At 64.1% G+C, this 16,589-nt stretch carries 17 protein-coding genes; 4 read left to right on the forward strand and 13 right to left on the reverse strand.

The window, feature by feature from the left end; genetic code table 11:
- Positions 1–12 precede the first annotated feature (12 nt).
- Positions 13–360 carry a GFA family protein gene (locus LB541_RS18805; RefSeq protein ID WP_140513804.1) on the reverse strand — a complete coding sequence of 116 codons (348 nt, stop codon included), beginning with the start codon at positions 358–360 and terminating at the stop codon, positions 13–15.
- A 120-nt stretch (positions 361–480) separates the two neighbouring features.
- Here LB541_RS18805 and LB541_RS18810 point away from each other — a divergent pair, with 120 nt between their 5' ends.
- Positions 481–1,776: an amidase gene (locus tag LB541_RS18810; RefSeq protein WP_140558341.1), complete on the forward strand. Its 1,296-nt coding sequence runs from the start codon at positions 481–483 to the stop codon at positions 1,774–1,776.
- 18 nt (positions 1,777–1,794) lie between these two features.
- Here the strand turns inward: LB541_RS18810 and LB541_RS18815 are convergent, their stop codons facing one another.
- From LB541_RS18815 to LB541_RS18835, 5 genes are read right to left on the reverse strand one after another with little or no spacing between them, the layout of a single operon-like run.
- Complete coding sequence (locus LB541_RS18815) at positions 1,795–2,184, reverse strand: hypothetical protein (RefSeq protein ID WP_140500387.1); 390 nt, start codon at positions 2,182–2,184, stop codon at positions 1,795–1,797.
- A gap of 41 nt (positions 2,185–2,225) precedes the next feature.
- On the reverse strand, positions 2,226–3,206 hold the full coding sequence (locus LB541_RS18820) for a hydroxyacid dehydrogenase (RefSeq protein WP_140560224.1): 981 nt from the start codon (positions 3,204–3,206) through the stop codon (positions 2,226–2,228).
- A gap of 5 nt (positions 3,207–3,211) precedes the next feature.
- Entirely contained in the window at positions 3,212–3,928 is a 717-nt protein-coding gene (locus LB541_RS18825) for a FadR/GntR family transcriptional regulator (protein ID WP_140513801.1), read from the reverse strand.
- A 2-nt stretch (positions 3,929–3,930) separates the two neighbouring features.
- Complete coding sequence (locus LB541_RS18830) at positions 3,931–5,100, reverse strand: mandelate racemase/muconate lactonizing enzyme family protein (RefSeq protein ID WP_140500381.1); 1,170 nt, start codon at positions 5,098–5,100, stop codon at positions 3,931–3,933.
- A gap of 56 nt (positions 5,101–5,156) precedes the next feature.
- Positions 5,157–6,044, reverse strand: coding sequence for a sugar phosphate isomerase/epimerase family protein (locus LB541_RS18835; RefSeq protein WP_140500380.1), 888 nt, complete (start codon positions 6,042–6,044; stop codon positions 5,157–5,159).
- Positions 6,045–6,443: 399 nt separating this feature from the next.
- Between LB541_RS18835 and LB541_RS18840 the strand changes: the two genes are divergently transcribed.
- From LB541_RS18840 to LB541_RS18850, 3 genes are read left to right on the forward strand one after another with little or no spacing between them, the layout of a single operon-like run.
- Entirely contained in the window at positions 6,444–7,499 is a 1,056-nt protein-coding gene (locus LB541_RS18840; protein WP_140513799.1) for a sugar phosphate isomerase/epimerase family protein, read from the forward strand.
- Between the two features lie 55 nt (positions 7,500–7,554).
- Entirely contained in the window at positions 7,555–8,742 is a 1,188-nt protein-coding gene (locus LB541_RS18845) for a Gfo/Idh/MocA family protein (RefSeq protein WP_140500376.1), read from the forward strand.
- Between the two features lie 39 nt (positions 8,743–8,781).
- Positions 8,782–9,633, forward strand: coding sequence for a sugar phosphate isomerase/epimerase family protein (locus LB541_RS18850; RefSeq protein WP_140676621.1), 852 nt, complete (start codon positions 8,782–8,784; stop codon positions 9,631–9,633).
- 220 nt (positions 9,634–9,853) lie between these two features.
- Here LB541_RS18850 and phnE (LB541_RS18855) read toward each other — a convergent pair whose 3' ends face one another.
- From phnE (LB541_RS18855) to phnK, 7 genes are all read right to left on the reverse strand, one after another.
- Positions 9,854–11,212, reverse strand: coding sequence for a phosphonate ABC transporter, permease protein PhnE (gene phnE / locus LB541_RS18855; protein WP_224619288.1), 1,359 nt, complete (start codon positions 11,210–11,212; stop codon positions 9,854–9,856).
- Positions 11,213–11,214: 2 nt separating this feature from the next.
- Complete coding sequence (gene phnE, locus LB541_RS18860) at positions 11,215–12,171, reverse strand: phosphonate ABC transporter, permease protein PhnE (protein ID WP_140558348.1); 957 nt, start codon at positions 12,169–12,171, stop codon at positions 11,215–11,217.
- 58 nt (positions 12,172–12,229) lie between these two features.
- Positions 12,230–13,138: a phosphonate ABC transporter substrate-binding protein gene (phnD, locus tag LB541_RS18865; RefSeq protein ID WP_140500369.1), complete on the reverse strand. Its 909-nt coding sequence runs from the start codon at positions 13,136–13,138 to the stop codon at positions 12,230–12,232.
- Between the two features lie 91 nt (positions 13,139–13,229).
- On the reverse strand, positions 13,230–14,078 hold the full coding sequence (phnC, locus tag LB541_RS18870) for a phosphonate ABC transporter ATP-binding protein (protein WP_140500368.1): 849 nt from the start codon (positions 14,076–14,078) through the stop codon (positions 13,230–13,232).
- Positions 14,079–14,337: 259 nt separating this feature from the next.
- Complete coding sequence (locus LB541_RS18875; protein ID WP_140672222.1) at positions 14,338–14,955, reverse strand: DapH/DapD/GlmU-related protein; 618 nt, start codon at positions 14,953–14,955, stop codon at positions 14,338–14,340.
- Positions 14,952–15,659 carry a phosphonate C-P lyase system protein PhnL gene (gene phnL, locus LB541_RS18880; RefSeq protein ID WP_224619291.1) on the reverse strand — a complete coding sequence of 236 codons (708 nt, stop codon included), beginning with the start codon at positions 15,657–15,659 and terminating at the stop codon, positions 14,952–14,954. Before phnL ends, LB541_RS18875 begins: the two co-directional genes overlap by 4 nt.
- A gap of 64 nt (positions 15,660–15,723) precedes the next feature.
- Entirely contained in the window at positions 15,724–16,500 is a 777-nt protein-coding gene (phnK, locus tag LB541_RS18885) for a phosphonate C-P lyase system protein PhnK (protein WP_056577906.1), read from the reverse strand.
- Between the last annotated feature and the right edge of the window lie 89 nt (positions 16,501–16,589).

A 16,589-nucleotide genomic window follows, 5' to 3' on the forward strand; every position in this document is an offset into this window, starting at 1 on the left:
TGCCGGCGAAACTCAGGCTGAACGCCCATCGAAGTCGAAGATCGACAAGGCGGACGGATCGACATCGGTGACACAGTTGACGTTGATGTAGGCGCTGCGTTCACTCCCCTCGCGCACATCCTCGGCGAAAGGATGGATGCCGCAGGTGCGACAGAAGCGGTGCGCGATGGCGCAGTTGCCGAATGTGTAGGTGCCGATCTCGTCGCTCCAGGCCAGCACCCGCAGCGCCTGATGCGGAACGGCGCACAGCAAGGCGCCCTTGCGCGAGCAGATCGAGCAATTGCACCGCACGGCTTCGGTCAGTTCCGCCTCGAACTCGAAGGCGACCTTGCCGCAATGACAGCTGCCTTTGTAGAGCATCGTTCTCTTCCTTGCGTCCGCCAGGGGTGCAAAACCGCCCGCGCCGGGTTAAGTCTCGGCACGCCACGCGCTGGCTGCTAAGCTTAAGACGTCCCAGAGGTCCGGAGTCCGACACCGAAGATGCAATCCGTCCGCGATCACCTGGAAACTATCCTTGCGCGTCTCGCCGCCCGTGCCGGTGAAGAACGTGTGTTCACGAAACTCTATACCGAAGCCGCGCGAGCCGCAGCCGATGCCGCCGACGCGCGGCGGAGGGCCGGCGTGAGGCTCGGACCGCTCGACGGAACGATCATTTCGATCAAGGACCTGTTCGATGTCTGCGGCGAGGCGACCACGGCCGGATCACTGCTGCTCAAGGATGCTGCGCCGGCAATTGGCGACGCCATGATTGTGCGCCGGCTGCGGCAAGCCGGCGCGGTGATCATCGGCAAGACCAACATGACCGAGTTCGCCTTTACCGCCATCGGCGACAACCAGCACTATGGCACGCCTGGCAACGCGACCGATGCCGACCGCATTCCCGGCGGGTCTTCCTCGGGCGCCGGCGTTTCCGTCGGCGAGGGGACGAGCGAAATCTCCATTGGTTCCGACACCGGCGGGTCGATCCGTATTCCGGCGGCACTCAACGGCGTCGTCGGCTTCAAGCCGACGGCGCGGCGGGTGCCGCTCACAGGCGCCTTTCCGCTGTCGGCCACGCTGGACTCGGTCGGCCCGCTCGCCCGCACCGTGGCGCAATGCGCCGCGGCCGATGCGGTGATGGCGGGCGAGGACTTGGCGCTGCCTGCGCCACTCGCCCTTGCGGGGCTGCGCATCGGTCTCCCGCGCGGCGTGCTTTTCGGAGAGACTGAAGGCGCGGTGGCAGCAGCGTTCGAGCGCTGCCTCGGCAAGATCGAGCAGGCCGGCGCACGGGTCGCGGACCTGTCGATCGACGACCTGATCGCCGACCTTCGCGCGGTCACAAAACGCGGTTCGATCGCCGCGATGGAAGGGGCCGAAGTGCATGCAGACTGGCTGGCGGCGGGCTCTCCGGTGCCGGTTGACCCGCATGTGAGCGGACCCTTGTCGCGGGCGGCAATGCTGCCGACCCCGGTTTACATCAGGGCACTGCGTCGCCGTGCCGTGCTGGCCGCCGCCATGGATGAGCGGCTGACGTCGGTCGATGTGCTGGCCCTGCCAACCACGCCGGTGACAGCGCCGACCATCGTCTCCCTGGCGCAAGATGCCGGTCTGCGCGATCGCACGGAGGGCCTGCTGCTGCGCAACACGCAGGTGGCCAACCAGTTCGATCTCTGCGCGATCTCGCTGCCGATACCAGGCATGGCGCTGCCGGCCGGCTTGATGCTGGTGGCGCGCCACGGCCACGACCGCCGTCTGCTGAGCATCGCCGCTGAAGTGGAGAGATTGCTGGGCGGCTGATCGGGACTGAACCGAATGTCAGTGTGAAGAGCAGTGCTTGCGTTCGCTGTCCTTGGCGGCGCGCTCGACGGCCGTCGCGATCAGCCACGGCAGGCTGTATTGCTTGCCGGTGATGGTCTGGGTGCGTCGCTCGATCGATCCCCTGACGACAATCTTGCCGGCAGAGAGCGCATCCGACGCCTCGACCATCGCCTTGTCCTTCGTCGGCAATCCGCCGGTGTCGATCGACACGCCTTTGATGATCTTGCCGGTGGCGAGGTCGAGCACGCTGTTCGATGGGCAGGGAGCCTTGAAGCAGCGCAGCCCGTTGTCGCAATAGACATAGCTGCTTTCGGCCGCGGCGAGCGAGGGCAGCAGGCCCGCTGAAGTGGTGGCAAGGCACAGGAATGCGAGGCGGAGAACGGACATGGCTCCAGCGTCGCGAAGAATTGGGGCGAAACGGCGATGGTCTAGCTGTCGGCGGGAAACCGTCGCCGATAATGCCCGACCACTTCCGGGTTGCGCAGATTGACCGGCAATTTGCCTGCCAGGACCAGCAGGGCCTCGCCGGCCGCGCCAACGCCCATGCGCATCATCGATTCCTCGGTGATGCCGGCCATGTGCGGGGTGATGACGACATTGTCGAAGCTGAAATAGGGATGATCCGATGGCAGCGGCTGCGTCGAGAACACGTCGAGCGCGGCACCGCCGATGCGGCGCTCCCGCAAGGCCTCGATCAGCGCGTCGTCATCGACGACGGGCCCGCGCGACACGTTGATCAGCAGCGCGTTGGGTTTCATGCGCGATATGCGTTCGCGGCTGATCAGGCCGCGCGTTTCCGGCGTCAGCGGACAGCACAGGACGATGATGTCGCTCTGCTCGACCAGCGCGTCGATCGACAGGAAGCCGACCTTGTCCGGCGCCGGCTGCATGCTGCGGGTCGTTGCGACCACTTTCAGGTCGAACCCATGCACGGCGATATGGCCAACGGCCTGTCCGACGGCGCCGAGACCGACGATGCCGATCGTCTTGCCGGCGAGCTCGATGTTGGAATTGGCGTGCTCGCGACCGGCAAGCCAGCCCTTGGCGCGCAGGTCGCGGTCGACGACACGAAACTGCCGAAGCAGGGCGAGGGCTGCAAACATCACATGCTCGGCCACCGAGCGTGCGTTGACCGCCGGCACGTTGGCGACCAGCACACCTGCCGCGGTCGCTGCTTCCATCGGGATCATGTCGAGCCCGGCGCCATGGCGGATCGCTGCCCGCAACCTGGTGGCACCCTCGAACAGCAGGGGCGGCAGGGGCGCGCGCACAATGACGATGTCGGCATTCCTCGCCTCGGCGGCCAGCGTGCCCGGATCGATGGCCGAGGCGACGACAAGCTCACCCGCCCCCGCCAGCATGGCCGCGGCGCGCGGATGCAGTCTGTGCGTCGACAGGATGCGCGTCATCCCCGTCAGGCCTGTTCGAGCGTCGGGTTTTGCGGCGCCGCCCCGAGGCCTTCGATCAGCCCCTTCCAGTAGCTTTCCGCGCCCTGCAGGTGGGCGCTCATCAGCGCCTGGGCGAGATTGCCGTCGCGCCGCAGCAGCGCCTCGTATATCTGGATGTGTTCGGCATGCGAGCGCACGCTGCGCTCCGGATCGTTGAAGTAGATCGGCAGGCGCTGCTCGCCCATCAAATAGTAAACGCTGCAGATGTTGTGGAAGACGCCATTCTTGGTGGCGCGCACGATCTCGAGATGGAATTCGCGGTCCTCCTTGGCGAGGCCTTCGCCTGCCGCGATGCGTTCTTCCGAGGCCTTCAGGATCTCGCGCAGCCGTTCGAAATTCTCCTCGGTGGCACGCGAGCATGCAAGTTCGGCCGCCTTGATCTCATGGATCTTGCGCAATTCGACCGTCTCGTAGATCTGCAAGGGATCGAGCGGCAGGCCGGCGCGCGCGAACAGCGCCAGCGCCTCGACGCTGGCCTGCTTGGTGTCGATATAGATGCCGGACTTGGCCCTGCGCTCGACGATGCGCATGGCCTCGAGAATGGCCAGCGCCTCGCGGATCTGGCCGCGGCTGACGCCGAAATGCTCCGCCAGTTCGCGTTCCGACGGGGTTCGGCCCGTCTCCTTGTCGGAATGGGAGAACAGATAGGCGGCAAGCTCCGCGAGAAGGTTGTTTTCTTTCATCGTCAATTGCGTTGCGCGTGCGCCTCCAGGAATCGCTCCGAAATGGTGAATCCCAATCCGGGTTTTTCGGGGATCGCTATCATACCGTCCCTGGCTTCGACAGTCTCTTCGACAAGGTCGTGGATCATCGGATTGGCACCGAGCGAGTATTCGACGGTGAAGCTCGACGGCGAGGCGGCGCAGACATGCAGCCCGGCGAAGAAGCAGGGCGCGCCGGCCCATAGATGCGGCGCAAAGCGCAGGTTGAAGGCGCTGGCGATGGTTCCGATCTTCATGGCCTCGCTGATGCCGCCGCAGAAGGCGGGATCGGGCTGGAAGATGTCGGCGGCCTTGAGCACGGCGAGGTCGCGGAAGGCATAGCGGGTCGCATCGCTTTCGCCGGTGGCGATCGGTATGGCGCCGGAGGCACGGACTTCGGCAAGGCCGGACTTGTCGTCGGCGATCACCGGCTCCTCGAACCAGGCAAGGTCGAGATCGCCGGCGAGATGGATGAAACGCTTGGCCTCCGCCACCGTATAGGTGCCATGGGCGTCGACCATCAACTCGACGTCGGGGCCGAGCGCCTCACGGGCGGCGCGAACGCGAGCGGCCGACACATGCGCGGCGCCATCCATGGCGCCGATGCGCATCTTCAGCGCCTTGAAGCCGCCCCTGGCGACATAGGATTTGAGCTGGTCGCCGATCGCGTCGGCGGACGCCCAGCCACCCGAGGCGTAGGCCGGCATGCGATCGAGCTTGCGCCCACCGATCAGCCGCCAGACCGGCTGCCCGAGCGATTTGCCCAGTATGTCCCAGAGCGCGATGTCGACGGCGCTGATGGCGGCCACGCTCATGCCGCGCCGCGCCAGCTGCGGCATGGCATGGCCGGCGCGCGCCGCGCTGTCGTGGCGCACGCCGTTGTAGAGCATTTCCCAGATGATGCCGATATCGGCCGGATCGCGGCCGACGAGCTGCGGCCCGACCTCGCGGTTCAGCATATGGACGAGCGCACCATAGCTGCCGGCGCTGCCGGCGGCGTTCTTGCCTTCGCCCCAGCCGACCAGCCCGTCATCGGTTTCGATGCGCAGGATGGCGGCGTCGAAGGTCGTCACCTGACCGAAATCGCTGCGGTGCTGCTTGGCCGCCTCGATCGGTATGCGAATCCACCAGGCCTGGACGCTTTTGATGCGCATGGTCTTCCCCGGCCCTGCCGCCGGATGGCGGGAGGGCTCATTCCCAATCGGATCGGCTACTTGATCAGCGGCAGCAACGTTTCGGCAGTGATCCGCATCTGGTCGGTGTAGAACTTTTCCGTCAGCACGCTGGAGCCGTGATCCTGGATGAATTTGAGCTGCTCGGGCGAGATGTCGACCGGGTGGCGTTCGACCATGTCGGGGTAGGGCGCGGCCGGGGTGCGGTCGACAGGCGCGACGAACTCGTTGGTCAGCGCCCCGTCATAGCCGACCTCCCGCAAGGTCGCGACGATCTTCGGCCAGTCGATCTGGCCAAGGCCTGCGGCGAAGCGGTTATTATCGGCGACATGGAAGTCGAACAGGCGCTTCCCGACCTTACGGATCGCGTCGTAAACGTTAAATTCCTCCATATGGAGGTGGTAGGCGTCCAGGCAGACGCCACATTCCGGGCTGACAGCGTCGGCCAGCGCCAAGGCCTGGGCGCCGCGATTGAACAGGTAGGTCTCGAAACGGTTGAGCGGCTCGACCGCGATCTTGACGCCGACCTTCTTGGCGTGGGTGAAGCACTCCCTGGTGGCATCGACCACCCACTTCCATTCCTCTTCCTCAGTGCCGTCCGGCACGACCTTGCCGACGGTCGCGGGAACCAGCGTGATGATCTCGCCGTCGAGTTCGCTGACCATGGTCAACACGTCCTTGACGTATTGCACGGAGCGCTCGCGCTGGCCCTGGTCCCGGGCGGCAAGGTTGCGTTCGCCCAGCATCAAGGTCACGGCGCCCCAGCAGCGTATGCCGTGCTCCTTCAGGAGCGCGCGCGTCTCCTTGGTCTTGTACTGGTCGGGCTCGCCGGAAATCTCGATCGACTCATAGCCGAATTTCTTGATGCGCTTGAGCGTCGTCTCCAACGGTTCCGCGCGCATCCAATTGTGCGTCGAAAGATGCATGGTCTGTCCTTCCCGGATCGTCCCTAATGGTTCGCCTGCAACATGCCGTCACCGGATGTGACGGACGGTTCCTCCCCAAGGCGTTCCAGCATTTCTTCGCAAACTGGTTCGACCAATTGGGCCCACGACGAGGTCTACAGCAATTTCCAACGCGCGGCAAGAACTGTGCGATGGCAACTTTCTCTCTGGATTACTCCATTGATTATATTGGACTATGCTGCCCTCCCGTGGCGCGGCGGAGGGCTCTGAATGTGAGTGGCAAGGCTTGACCAAATCGCCACGTTTGGTAATACCAGAATGACAATGCACGCAAGTGACCGTTGAGAACAGACCAAAGTGGCTGGCCCTGTCTTCAATCGGCGCTATGCTCGGTCGCGACAACAATGAGGGAGGATGCCGATGCCGACGACGATGAAGGGCCCTGGACTGTTCCTGGCGCAGTTCGCGGGCGATGCAGCGCCGTTCAATTCGCTTGCATCGATCACAAAATGGGCGGCCGGCCTCGGCTATAAAGGCGTGCAGATCCCGACCTGGGACGCGCGCTTGTTCGACCTCCAGAAGGCTGCGTCTTCCAAGGCCTATTGCGACGAGGTGAAGGGCATCTGTGCCGACGCCGGCGTCGAGATCACCGAACTATCGACGCATCTGCAGGGGCAATTGGTGGCGGTGCATCCGGCCTATGACGCGCAATTCGACGGCTTTGCGCCGGCTTCGGTGCACAACAACCCCAAAGCGCGGCAACAATGGGCGGTCGAACAGATGCAGTTCGGGGCCAAGGCGTCGCGCAATCTCGGGCTCGACGTCTCGGTGAGCTTCAGCGGCGCTCTGGCTTTCCCCTACCTCTATCCCTGGCCACAGCGGCCGGCCGGATTGATCGAAGAGGCGTTCGCAGAACTAGGCAAGCGCTGGAAGCCGATCCTCGATGTCTATGAGGACAATGGCGTCGACGTCGGCTACGAAATCCATCCCGGCGAGGATGTGTTCGACGGGGCGACGTTCGAGATGTTCCTCGACGCGGTCGGCGGCCACAAGCGCTGCAACATCAATTACGATCCGTCGCACTTCCTGTTGCAGCAGCTCGACTATCTCGAATTCATCGACATCTACCACGAGCGCATCAAGGCCTTCCACGTCAAGGACGCCGAGTTCAATCCGACCGGGCGGCAAGGCGTTTATTCCGGCTACCAGAGCTGGACGAACCGCGCCGGCCGCTTCCGCTCGCTCGGCGACGGACAAGTGGATTTCGGCGGCATCTTCTCCAAGCTGACGCAGTACAATTATGATTCCTGGGCGGTGCTGGAGTGGGAGTGCTGCCTGAAGCATCCGGAAGATGGCGCGGCCGAAGGCGCGCCCTTCATCCAGCACCACATTATCCGGGTGACGGAGAAGGCGTTCGACGATTTCGCCGGCGGTGCCACGGATAAGAAGGTGCTGCGCGCCATGATGGGAATCTAGCGCGGGTTTTCCCTCTCCCTCGAGGGGGAGGTATCTCAGACACGAGGGAGACGACATGGTTGGTGCATCGAAGTCGGAAACGGGAGGCGGCCCGATCCGCTATGGCATGGTCGGTGGCGGGCAAGGCGCTTTCATCGGCGCGGTGCACCGGATCGCGGCGCGCATGGACAATGAGTTCGTGCTGGTCGCCGGCGCGCTGTCGTCCGATCCGGCGCGCGCCAAGGCCTCTGCCGCCGAGCTCGGGCTCGACCCTTCGCGCAGCTACGCGTCCTATGCCGAGATGGCCAAGGCCGAGGCAAAGCGCCCGGATGGCATCGAGGCGGTGGCCATCGTCACTCCGAACAATGTGCATGTGCCGGCGGCCAGGGCGTTTCTTGAAGCCGGCATCCATGTCATCTGCGACAAGCCGCTGGCGACGACGCTGGCCGAGGCAAAGAAGCTCGCGGCGATCGTCGAGAAGACCGGCAAGGTGTTCGTGCTGACCCACAATTACACCGCCTATCCGATGATCCGCCAGGCGCGCGAGATGGTGGCCAAGGGCGTGCTCGGCGACATCCGCATCGTGCAGTCGGAATATCCGCAGGACTGGCTGACGGAGGATCTTGCCGCCACCGGTCAAAAACAGGCGGCGTGGCGTTCCGACCCCAAGCAGGCCGGCGCCGGCGGCGCGCTCGGCGACATCGGCACGCATGCCTACAATCTTGCGCGCTTTGTCTCCGGGCTGGAACTCGACACTCTGTCGGCCGATCTCGACGCCTTCGTGCCGGGACGGCAGCTCGACGACAATGTCAACGTGATGCTGCGCTTCAAGCCGGTCGGCAAGACGCATGCGGCAAAAGGCATGATCTGGGCAAGCCAGGTGGCGCCCGGCCATGAGAACGGGCTGAAGCTGCGCATCTATGGCTCGAAGGGTGGGCTGGAATGGGTGCAGGCCGACCCGAACTATCTCTGGTATACGCCGTTCGGCCAGCCCAAGCAGCTGATCACCCGCAACGGCGCCGGCGCGCTGCCGGTGGCGGGCCGTGTCAGCCGCGTTCCCTCCGGCCATCCCGAAGGCTATCTCGAAGGCTTCGCCAACATCTACCAGGAGGCCGCGCGCGCCATCCGCGCCGCGCGGCGCAAGGGCGGCAAGCCTGCCAAGGACGTCGTGTTCCCGACCATTCAGGACGGCGTGGAGGGCATGGCCTTCATCGAGGCCTGCGTGAAATCGTCGAAGAAGAATGGAGCGTGGACGAAACTTTAAATTGACCTCGCGGGGGATCAATTTTGGGGAGGGGCGTCGATGAAAATCGGCATGTGCATGTTCTTGTGGACGACGGCCGTATCGAAGAAGCACGAGCCATTGCTTCGCGACATCAAGGCCACCGGCTTCGACGGCGTCGAGATACCGATCTTTGCCGGTATGCCGGACGACTACAGGAAATTGGGCGAGCTGCTCGATCGCATAGGGCTTGAACGGACCGCCGTTTCAGCGATGGGCGATCCGGCGATGAACCTGATCTCGGCCGATGCGGCAACGCGCAAGGCCGGTGTCGACTACATGAAATGGGCGATCGATTGCGCAGATGCCCTCGGCGCCAGAACGCTGAGCGGCCCCTTGCATTCGACGCTCGGCGCCTTTTCCGGGTCCGGCCCGACCGCGGCCGAGAAGAAACGCTCCGTCGCCTCGCAGCGCGCCATCGGCGATCATGCAGGCAAGAGGAACGTCACCATCGGGCTCGAGGCGCTCAACCGCTTCGAATGCTATCTCCTCAACACGATGGCCGACCTGTCGGAGCATATCGATGCCATCGACCGGCCGCACATCAAGGCGATGTACGACACCTTCCACGCCAATATCGAGGAGGCAGACCCGATCGGCGCCTATACGAAGCATCGCAGGAATGTCGTGCATATCCATATATCGGAGAACGATCGCGGCGTGCCGGGGCGCGGCAACATCCCCTGGAAGGAAACATTCTCGGCCATCCGCAAGAGCGGCTACGACGACTGGCTGACGATCGAGGCGTTTGGACGTTCGCTGAAGGATCTCGCGGCGGCGACCAAGGTGTGGCGCGATTTTTCCGAGAGCCCGGAAGCGGTTTATCGGGATGGATATAAGCATATCAAGAACGGGTGGAAGAAGGCCGCCTAGGTGCCTTGGTCGGGCGATAGTGACGCGAACAAGACCTGCGTCGGCGACCTTTGGCGGATAGAAAGAAGCCTCGGCCTAGGGCGACAGGCGTCAGCCAGGACGGCCTGGCGCCATTCCTCTCCCCCGTCGATCGGGGGAGAGGTGTCGAGCGCAGCTCGACGGAGTGGGGGTCGACCCTTGGCGCGGCACCATACGATGCCCGTGCTTATGCGTCACAAGGTTAGCCCTGCTCGGCCTGCAACCTGTTGTAGTCGTGAATCGTCCGGCTCAGCCTGCGGCGCAGGAAATTGGAAATGTTGTCGAAGATGAAGACCACGACCAGCGTCAGCAGCACCATGTAGAAGACGTTGGCCCAGTTCGAATTGGTGCGCATCGCTTCCCACAGTTTCAAGCCGATGCCGCCGGCGCCGACGGCGCCGATAATGGTTGCGCCCCTGGTGTTGGATTCCCACTGATAGAGCGTCTGGCTGATGAACACCGGCACCACTTCCGGCAGTACGCCGTAGCGCTGCACCAGAAGACGGTTGGCGCCTGTCGACACAACACCTTCGCGCGGCTTGTCATCGATGTTCTCCAGCGCCTCGGAATAGGTTTTGCCGAGCGTGCCGATCTCGGTGAAGAAGATCGCGGCGCTGCCGGCCAGCGGACCCGGTCCGAAGGCGCGCGTGAAGAACAGTGCCCAGATCAGCATATCGATGGAGCGCATGAAGTCGAAGAAGCGCTTGAGCAGCTGGTTGACCAGCCGGTTGGGGGTGATGTTGCGGGCGGCGAAGAAGGCGAGCGGGAAGGCGACGATGCCGCCGAGCGCGGTGCCGAGAAAGGCCATGACGATGGTCTGCAACAGCTTTGTCCAGACATCGCCATGCTGCCACTGCGCATTGTTCCAGATGTTGTCGCCGGCGAGCGCCAGATTGGAGGTGCCCGGTTTCAGCTCGGGCCCCGATGTGATCAGCGATATCACTTCGCCGGGCGATTTTCCGAAGAAGGGCGAGCGTGTGTCGAAGACGAAGTTCGCCCAGCCGAGAAAGCGCTTGCGGATCCTGACGCGGTCGGGGGCGACGCGGACCTCGCCGGCGAAGCCCATGTCGGCGACGATCTCATTCTCATGCACGGTGACCCAGTCGGGAACAGGTCCCGAGACCAGCGGCTTGCCGCTGTCCAGCGCCACCAGCACGCTCTTGCCAGCGGCGACGATCGTCGCTCGTGTCTTGTCGAAGGTGACCGACTTCGCCATGCCGTCGATCAGGACCGTCACCGAACCGTCGGCGTTGGTCCTGACCCAATCCGGGTCGGGATTGGGGCCAAGTACCGAAAAGCGCGGGTATTTGGCCGTTATCTGCGGCTCGTCGAGGCGGAAGATCGGCTGTACGTCGTAACTGATCCACTGGGTCAGGAACAGCGGCAGCCGCTCCCAATGCGATTCCCGCAGCACTTGCGGCAGATTGAAGAACCACAGCGCGTAGAGCAGGTAGAGCAAGATGCCGCCAAGCAGCAGCAGCGGCCCGAAACGCTTGTGGAACGGCCGGCGGAACACTTGCGGGAAGCGTTCCTCGATCGACTGGATTTCGGCGGCGGTCATGATCAGGCGCTCATCACAAAGGCCTGTTCGCCGACCAGCTTGCGGCGCAGCCAGGCGGAGAACTGGTCGACGATGAAGATGGTCGTGAACAGGAGCAGCACCAAGGCTATCGTCTTGGCGCCGAAGCCGCGCGAGATCGACAGCTTCAGCTCCTCACCGATGCCGCCGCCGCCGACCGCGCCCATGATGGTGGAGATGCGCACGTTGATCTCGATCCTGAGCAGCGTATAGGACATGAAATTGGGCAGCACCTGCGGCAGGCCGGCAAAGCGTACCCGTTCGAACCAGTTGGCGCCGACGGCCCGCAGGCCTTCCTCGGCGCGCATGTCGATGTTCTCGTTGATCTCATAGAACAGCTTGCCCAACGCGCCGATCGAATGCAGACCGATGGCGATGATGGCGGCGATCGGACCTATCGAAACGATGGCCGCGAACAGGCCGGCGATGACGATCTCGGGAAAGGCCCGCAGCAGTTCCATGAAGCGCTTGACGACAAGCCGCAGCAGCGGATGCGGCGTCAGGTTGCGCGCCGCGATGAAGGAGAACGGCACGGCGAAGACGAAACCGATAGATGTCGAGACCAGCGCCACGTTAAGCGTGGTCAGCATCAGCTCGAAATATTCGGGGATGTAGAAGCCGCCCCAGACATAGGCGCGGCCGAGCGGAAAGTTGAATTCCTGCGTGCCGGTGTCATGCGGGGAGGCGATGTCGAACAGCGCCCGCCAGACATCGTTCCAGTCCTTGGGAACGAGCCAGCTCAGGAAATCCAGTATGTGCGGAAGCCGGTCGAAGAAGTGTCCGGCATTGGCATCGTCGGCGAACCACATGGTGCCGCCGAGTGCGACCAACAGCAGGCCGACGCCGATGGCGGTGTAGAGCCGGCGCAAGGAGGTCTGGCGACGCCAGGCGTCGGCCATCTGGTGCGTGGCGCCGGAAGGAGCTGTCAGGGAAAGGGTCATGGTCGGAGATGCAAGAAGGGCGGCGTTTTCTCGACGCCGCCCTTCCTGACTTCTGCCTTTAGCCGCCGATGGCTGCCTTACGGGCTTCGACGATGACGTTATAGAAATCCGCCTTCACCGGAACGTAGCCGGTAAAATCACCGCCTTCGACGCCTTCGAAGCAAGCCTTGTCCTTCTTGGGCAGGTCGGTGAAGAAGGCCGCCAGCTTGGCCGTCATCTCGTCGCCGAGCGCCGTGCGCACGACCAGCGGACCGTTCGGGATCAGGCCCGAGCGCCAGACCTCGACGAAGTCGTTGGGGTCGACGGCGCCCTTGGCGACTTCCTTGTGGAAGGTGCCGGAGGTGTAGCCGTCCTTGAAGTCGCCGATGCCGGAGGAATCGTCCACCGCCACGTCGACCTTGCCGTCACGCACGGCGAGCACATTGTTCTCATGGCCGCCATTGAACTGGGTCGAGGCGAAGAAGGTCTCGTTCGACGCGCCCGTGTCCTTCGGAATCTGCGTCAGCGGGATCAGGTAGCCGGAGGTCGAATCCGGATCGGCGTAACCGAGCTTCTTGCCCTTGGCCGACTTGATGTCGGTGATGCCGGAGGACTTCAGCGCCAGGCCGATCGAATAGTAGCCGGTCGCGCCGTCGGTCTGCTGGGTGGTGAGAATCGGGGTTACCGCCTTGGGATCCTTGAGGACGACGCTGGCGTAGCCGGAAGCGCCGAGTTCGGCGAAGTCGAGCGTGCCGCCGAGAAGTCCCTGGATGACGCCGTCATAGTCGGCGGCCGGGAACAGCGAGACCTTCTCGAAGCCGAATTCGGCCTTCAGGTGATCGGCCAGGCACTGGTAGTTGCGCAGCCGGTCGGTTTCGTTCTCGCCGCCGAGGATGCCGACGCGGAATTCCTTCATATCGGCGGCATGCGCCGCGCCGGTGGCCATTGCAAGCACCGAAACGGCGCTGAAAACCATTTTCCTGAACATCTGATTTCTCTCCTGTAGGTTCCGGCCCCGCGCCGGCGGCGTTGGTGATTTTGACGGGTGCCCTGACGCGGGCTGGCGATCCAGGTCGCTCTCAGTAACCCGGGAATGCGGGTTCGAGCGGTCCGGCGGATGCGGCGATCTTTTGCTTGAAGGCAACGCTGGTCGAGGTGATGGCCTCGGATATCTCGCCGCCATTGCTGTCGGCGCCATAGACGAGACGGACGGCCTCGCGGTTAAGCTCCTCCGGCGGCCCGTCGAACACGACCTTGCCCGCGGCCATGCCGATGATGCGGTTGCAATAGGTACGGGCGGTGTCCAGCGTGTGCAGGTTGGTGACCACGGTGATGCCTTCGCGCAAATTGATGTCCTGCAGCGAATCCATCACCACCTTGGCGTTGAGCGGGTCGAGCGAAGCGATCGGTTCGTCGGCCAGGATCACCCGGGGCTGCTGCATCATGGCGCGGGCAATGGCGACACGCTGCTGCTGGCCGCCCGACAAGGTGCCTGCGGGCTGCAGCGCGGTACGGGCGATATCGAGCCGCTCGAGGGCGGCGACCGCCTGCGCACATTCGGTTCGCGAGAACATGCCGAAAAGGTTCGACAGGGTCGGACGATGGTTCAGCCGGCCGAGCAGCACATTGGTCAGCACGTCGAGGCGCGGAACAAGGTTGAATTGCTGGAAGATCATGGCGCAGTCGCGCTGCCAGCGCCTGAGCGGCGAACCGCGCAATTGCGAGACCTCGGCGCCGTCGAAGAAAATCGATCCATGGCTGGGATCGATGAGGCGGTTGATCATACGCAGAAGGGTCGACTTGCCGGCGCCGGAACGGCCGATGACGCCGACCATCTGACCCTGCGGGATCGAGATGCTGACATCGTTGACGGCGGTGTTCTTGCCAAATCGTCGGGTGACGCCGCGGATTTCGAGCGTGGCTGACATGGTGCGTTCCCGTCCAGTCGCGGTTGAAGGTCCTGTTGACCCTCGCTAGCGCAGCGCCATGAACCTGCGGTGTCGGATTGATGTCAGTTTTGTTACCACCCACAGCCGCGTCGCGCGCGATCAGGCCAGGACCATCAGTTCCTCGAAATGCTCCACGTCCCTGAAACTGCGGAAGGCAGGCGGCTTGAGAAGACAGCCCCCTGCCCGAACTCTATGTAAGGGATGCGAATAGTGAGCAGCCCTATTCCATTCACCACCGTCATCCACCGTATTTTTCCAGGAAAGCTTCGGCCTCGAGCTGACGGAAATCGTCGAGTGCGGCGCGCAGCCTCGCATGGTCCCAATCCCACCAGGCAAGCGCCTGGTAGCGCTCGGCAGTGCGGCGGTCGAAGCGCTCGCGGATCGGCTTTGCCGGCACGCCGGCGACGATGGTGTAGGGAGCGACATCCTTCGATACCACCGCTCCAGCGCCGACGGCGGCGCCATCGCCGACGGTGATGCCGGGCAGGACTGTCGAGCCATGGCCAAGCCATGTGTCGTGGCCGATTGTGACGCGCCTGGCGCGGCGCTCAGCGAAAAATTCGCTCTCGTGTTCGGCATCGTCCCAATAGTCCGATGCGCGGTAGGTGAAATGGTGCAGCGTCGGTCGCCAGATCGGGTGGTTGGTGGCGTTGATGCGCACGCTTGCCGCGATGTTGGAGAATTTGCCGATCGTCGCACACCAGACGGCGCAGTCCTGCATCATGTAGGAATAGTCGCCGAGTTCGCTTTCCGAAACCCGACAGCGGTCGGCGATTTCGGTCCAGCGGCCGAGCGTCGAATTCTGCACCTCCGCCGTCGGATGGACCAGCGGCGTCTCCGATAATTTCCTGCTCATGCGGCGAGCTTTCCCGGGGCGAAGGCGGTGACGTCGATGATGCGGTCGGCAACCGCTTCGCGCACATCATGGTCGTGGAAGATGCCGAGCAGGGCGACGCCTGCCGCCTTCTTGGCGGCGATGAGTTCGATCACCACCTCGCGGTTCCTGGCATCGAGCGAAGCGGTCGGCTCGTCGAGCAGCAGGATCGGGTGCCCGGTGATGAAGCCACGCGCGATGTTGACGCGCTGCTGCTCGCCGCCGGAGAAGGTCGCCGGCGGCAATGCCCAGAGTTTTTCCGGCAGGTTAAGCTGCGCCAGCAGGGCGCGCGCCTTGCTTCTTGCTGCTTCGCGATCCTCGCCGCGCTCCACCAGCGGCTCGGCGACGACGTCGAGCGCCGATACGCGCGGCACGGTGCGCAGGAACTGGCTGACATAGCCGATGGTCTGGCGGCGCACGGCAAGCACGGTGCGTGGGCTGGCGCTGGCGAGATCGATGAGCCCGTCTTCGTGCGTGACGATGATCTGGCCTTCGTCGACGGCGTAATTGCCGTAGAGCATCTTCAGGATCGAGCTCTTGCCGGCCCCGGACGGGCCGCCGAGCACGGTGCATTCACCGGCGCAGATCGAGAAGGAGACACCGGCGACGACAAGCAGTTTGATGCCGTCGCGCAGATGCATGGTGAAGCTCTTGGCGACGTCGGAAACAACGAGAGGCGTCGGCATCAGAAGGTACTCCAATCGTTATTCGTTTGCGGGCAGGACAGAGGGGGGTGACTTGGCGCCATCGTCAAACCTGCAGAATCGAGGAAACAAGTAATTGCGTGTACGGCGCGCGCGGGTCGTCGAGCACGCGGTCGGTGAGGCCGCTTTCGACGACGCGGCCGTCCTTCATCACCATCATGCGCTGCGACAAAAGCCGCGCCACCGCGAGGTCATGGGTGACGACGATGGCGGCGAGGCCGAGATCGGTGACGAGGCCGCGCAAGAGGTCGAGCAGGCGCGCCTGCACCGAGACGTCGAGGCCGCCTGTCGGTTCATCCATGAACACCAGCCGCGGGCCGGTGACGAGGTTGCGGGCGATCTGCAGGCGCTGGCGCATGCCGCCGGAAAAGGCGCGGGGCTCGTCGTCGATGCGATCTTCCTCGATCTCGACGCGCGACAGCCAGTCGACGGCGGTGGCGCGGATCTTGCCGTAGTGGCGGTCGCCCACCGCCATCAAGCGTTCGCCGACATTGGCGCCGGCCGACACCGTCATGCGCAAGCCGTCGGCCGGATTCTGGTGGACAAAGCCCCAGTCGGTGCGCATCAGGAAGCGGCGCTCGGCCTCGCTCATGCGGTAGAGTTCGCGGAACTGGCCGTCGCGCATGCGGTAGCTGGCGGTGCCGGATGAGGGCAGCAGCCGCGTCGACAGGCAGTTGAGCAATGTCGTCTTGCCGGAGCCGGATTCGCCCACGACAGCCAGGACTTCGCCCGGCCACAGATCGAAGGTGACGTTGTCGCAGCCGACGCGCGAGCCGTAGAATTTCGAGAGCGCCGAAACGCGTAGCAAGGGTTCGTCGGTCATTGTATCTCCTTACCCTCCCCCTTGTGGGGAGGGTCGGCGCGCAGCGCCGGGGTGGGGGCTGCCGATGGGTCGCGGGCCCCCCCCCCCCC

This window comes from Mesorhizobium sp. BR1-1-15 (assembly GCF_020165475.1).
Taxonomy (GTDB): Bacteria; Pseudomonadota; Alphaproteobacteria; order Rhizobiales; family Rhizobiaceae; genus Mesorhizobium.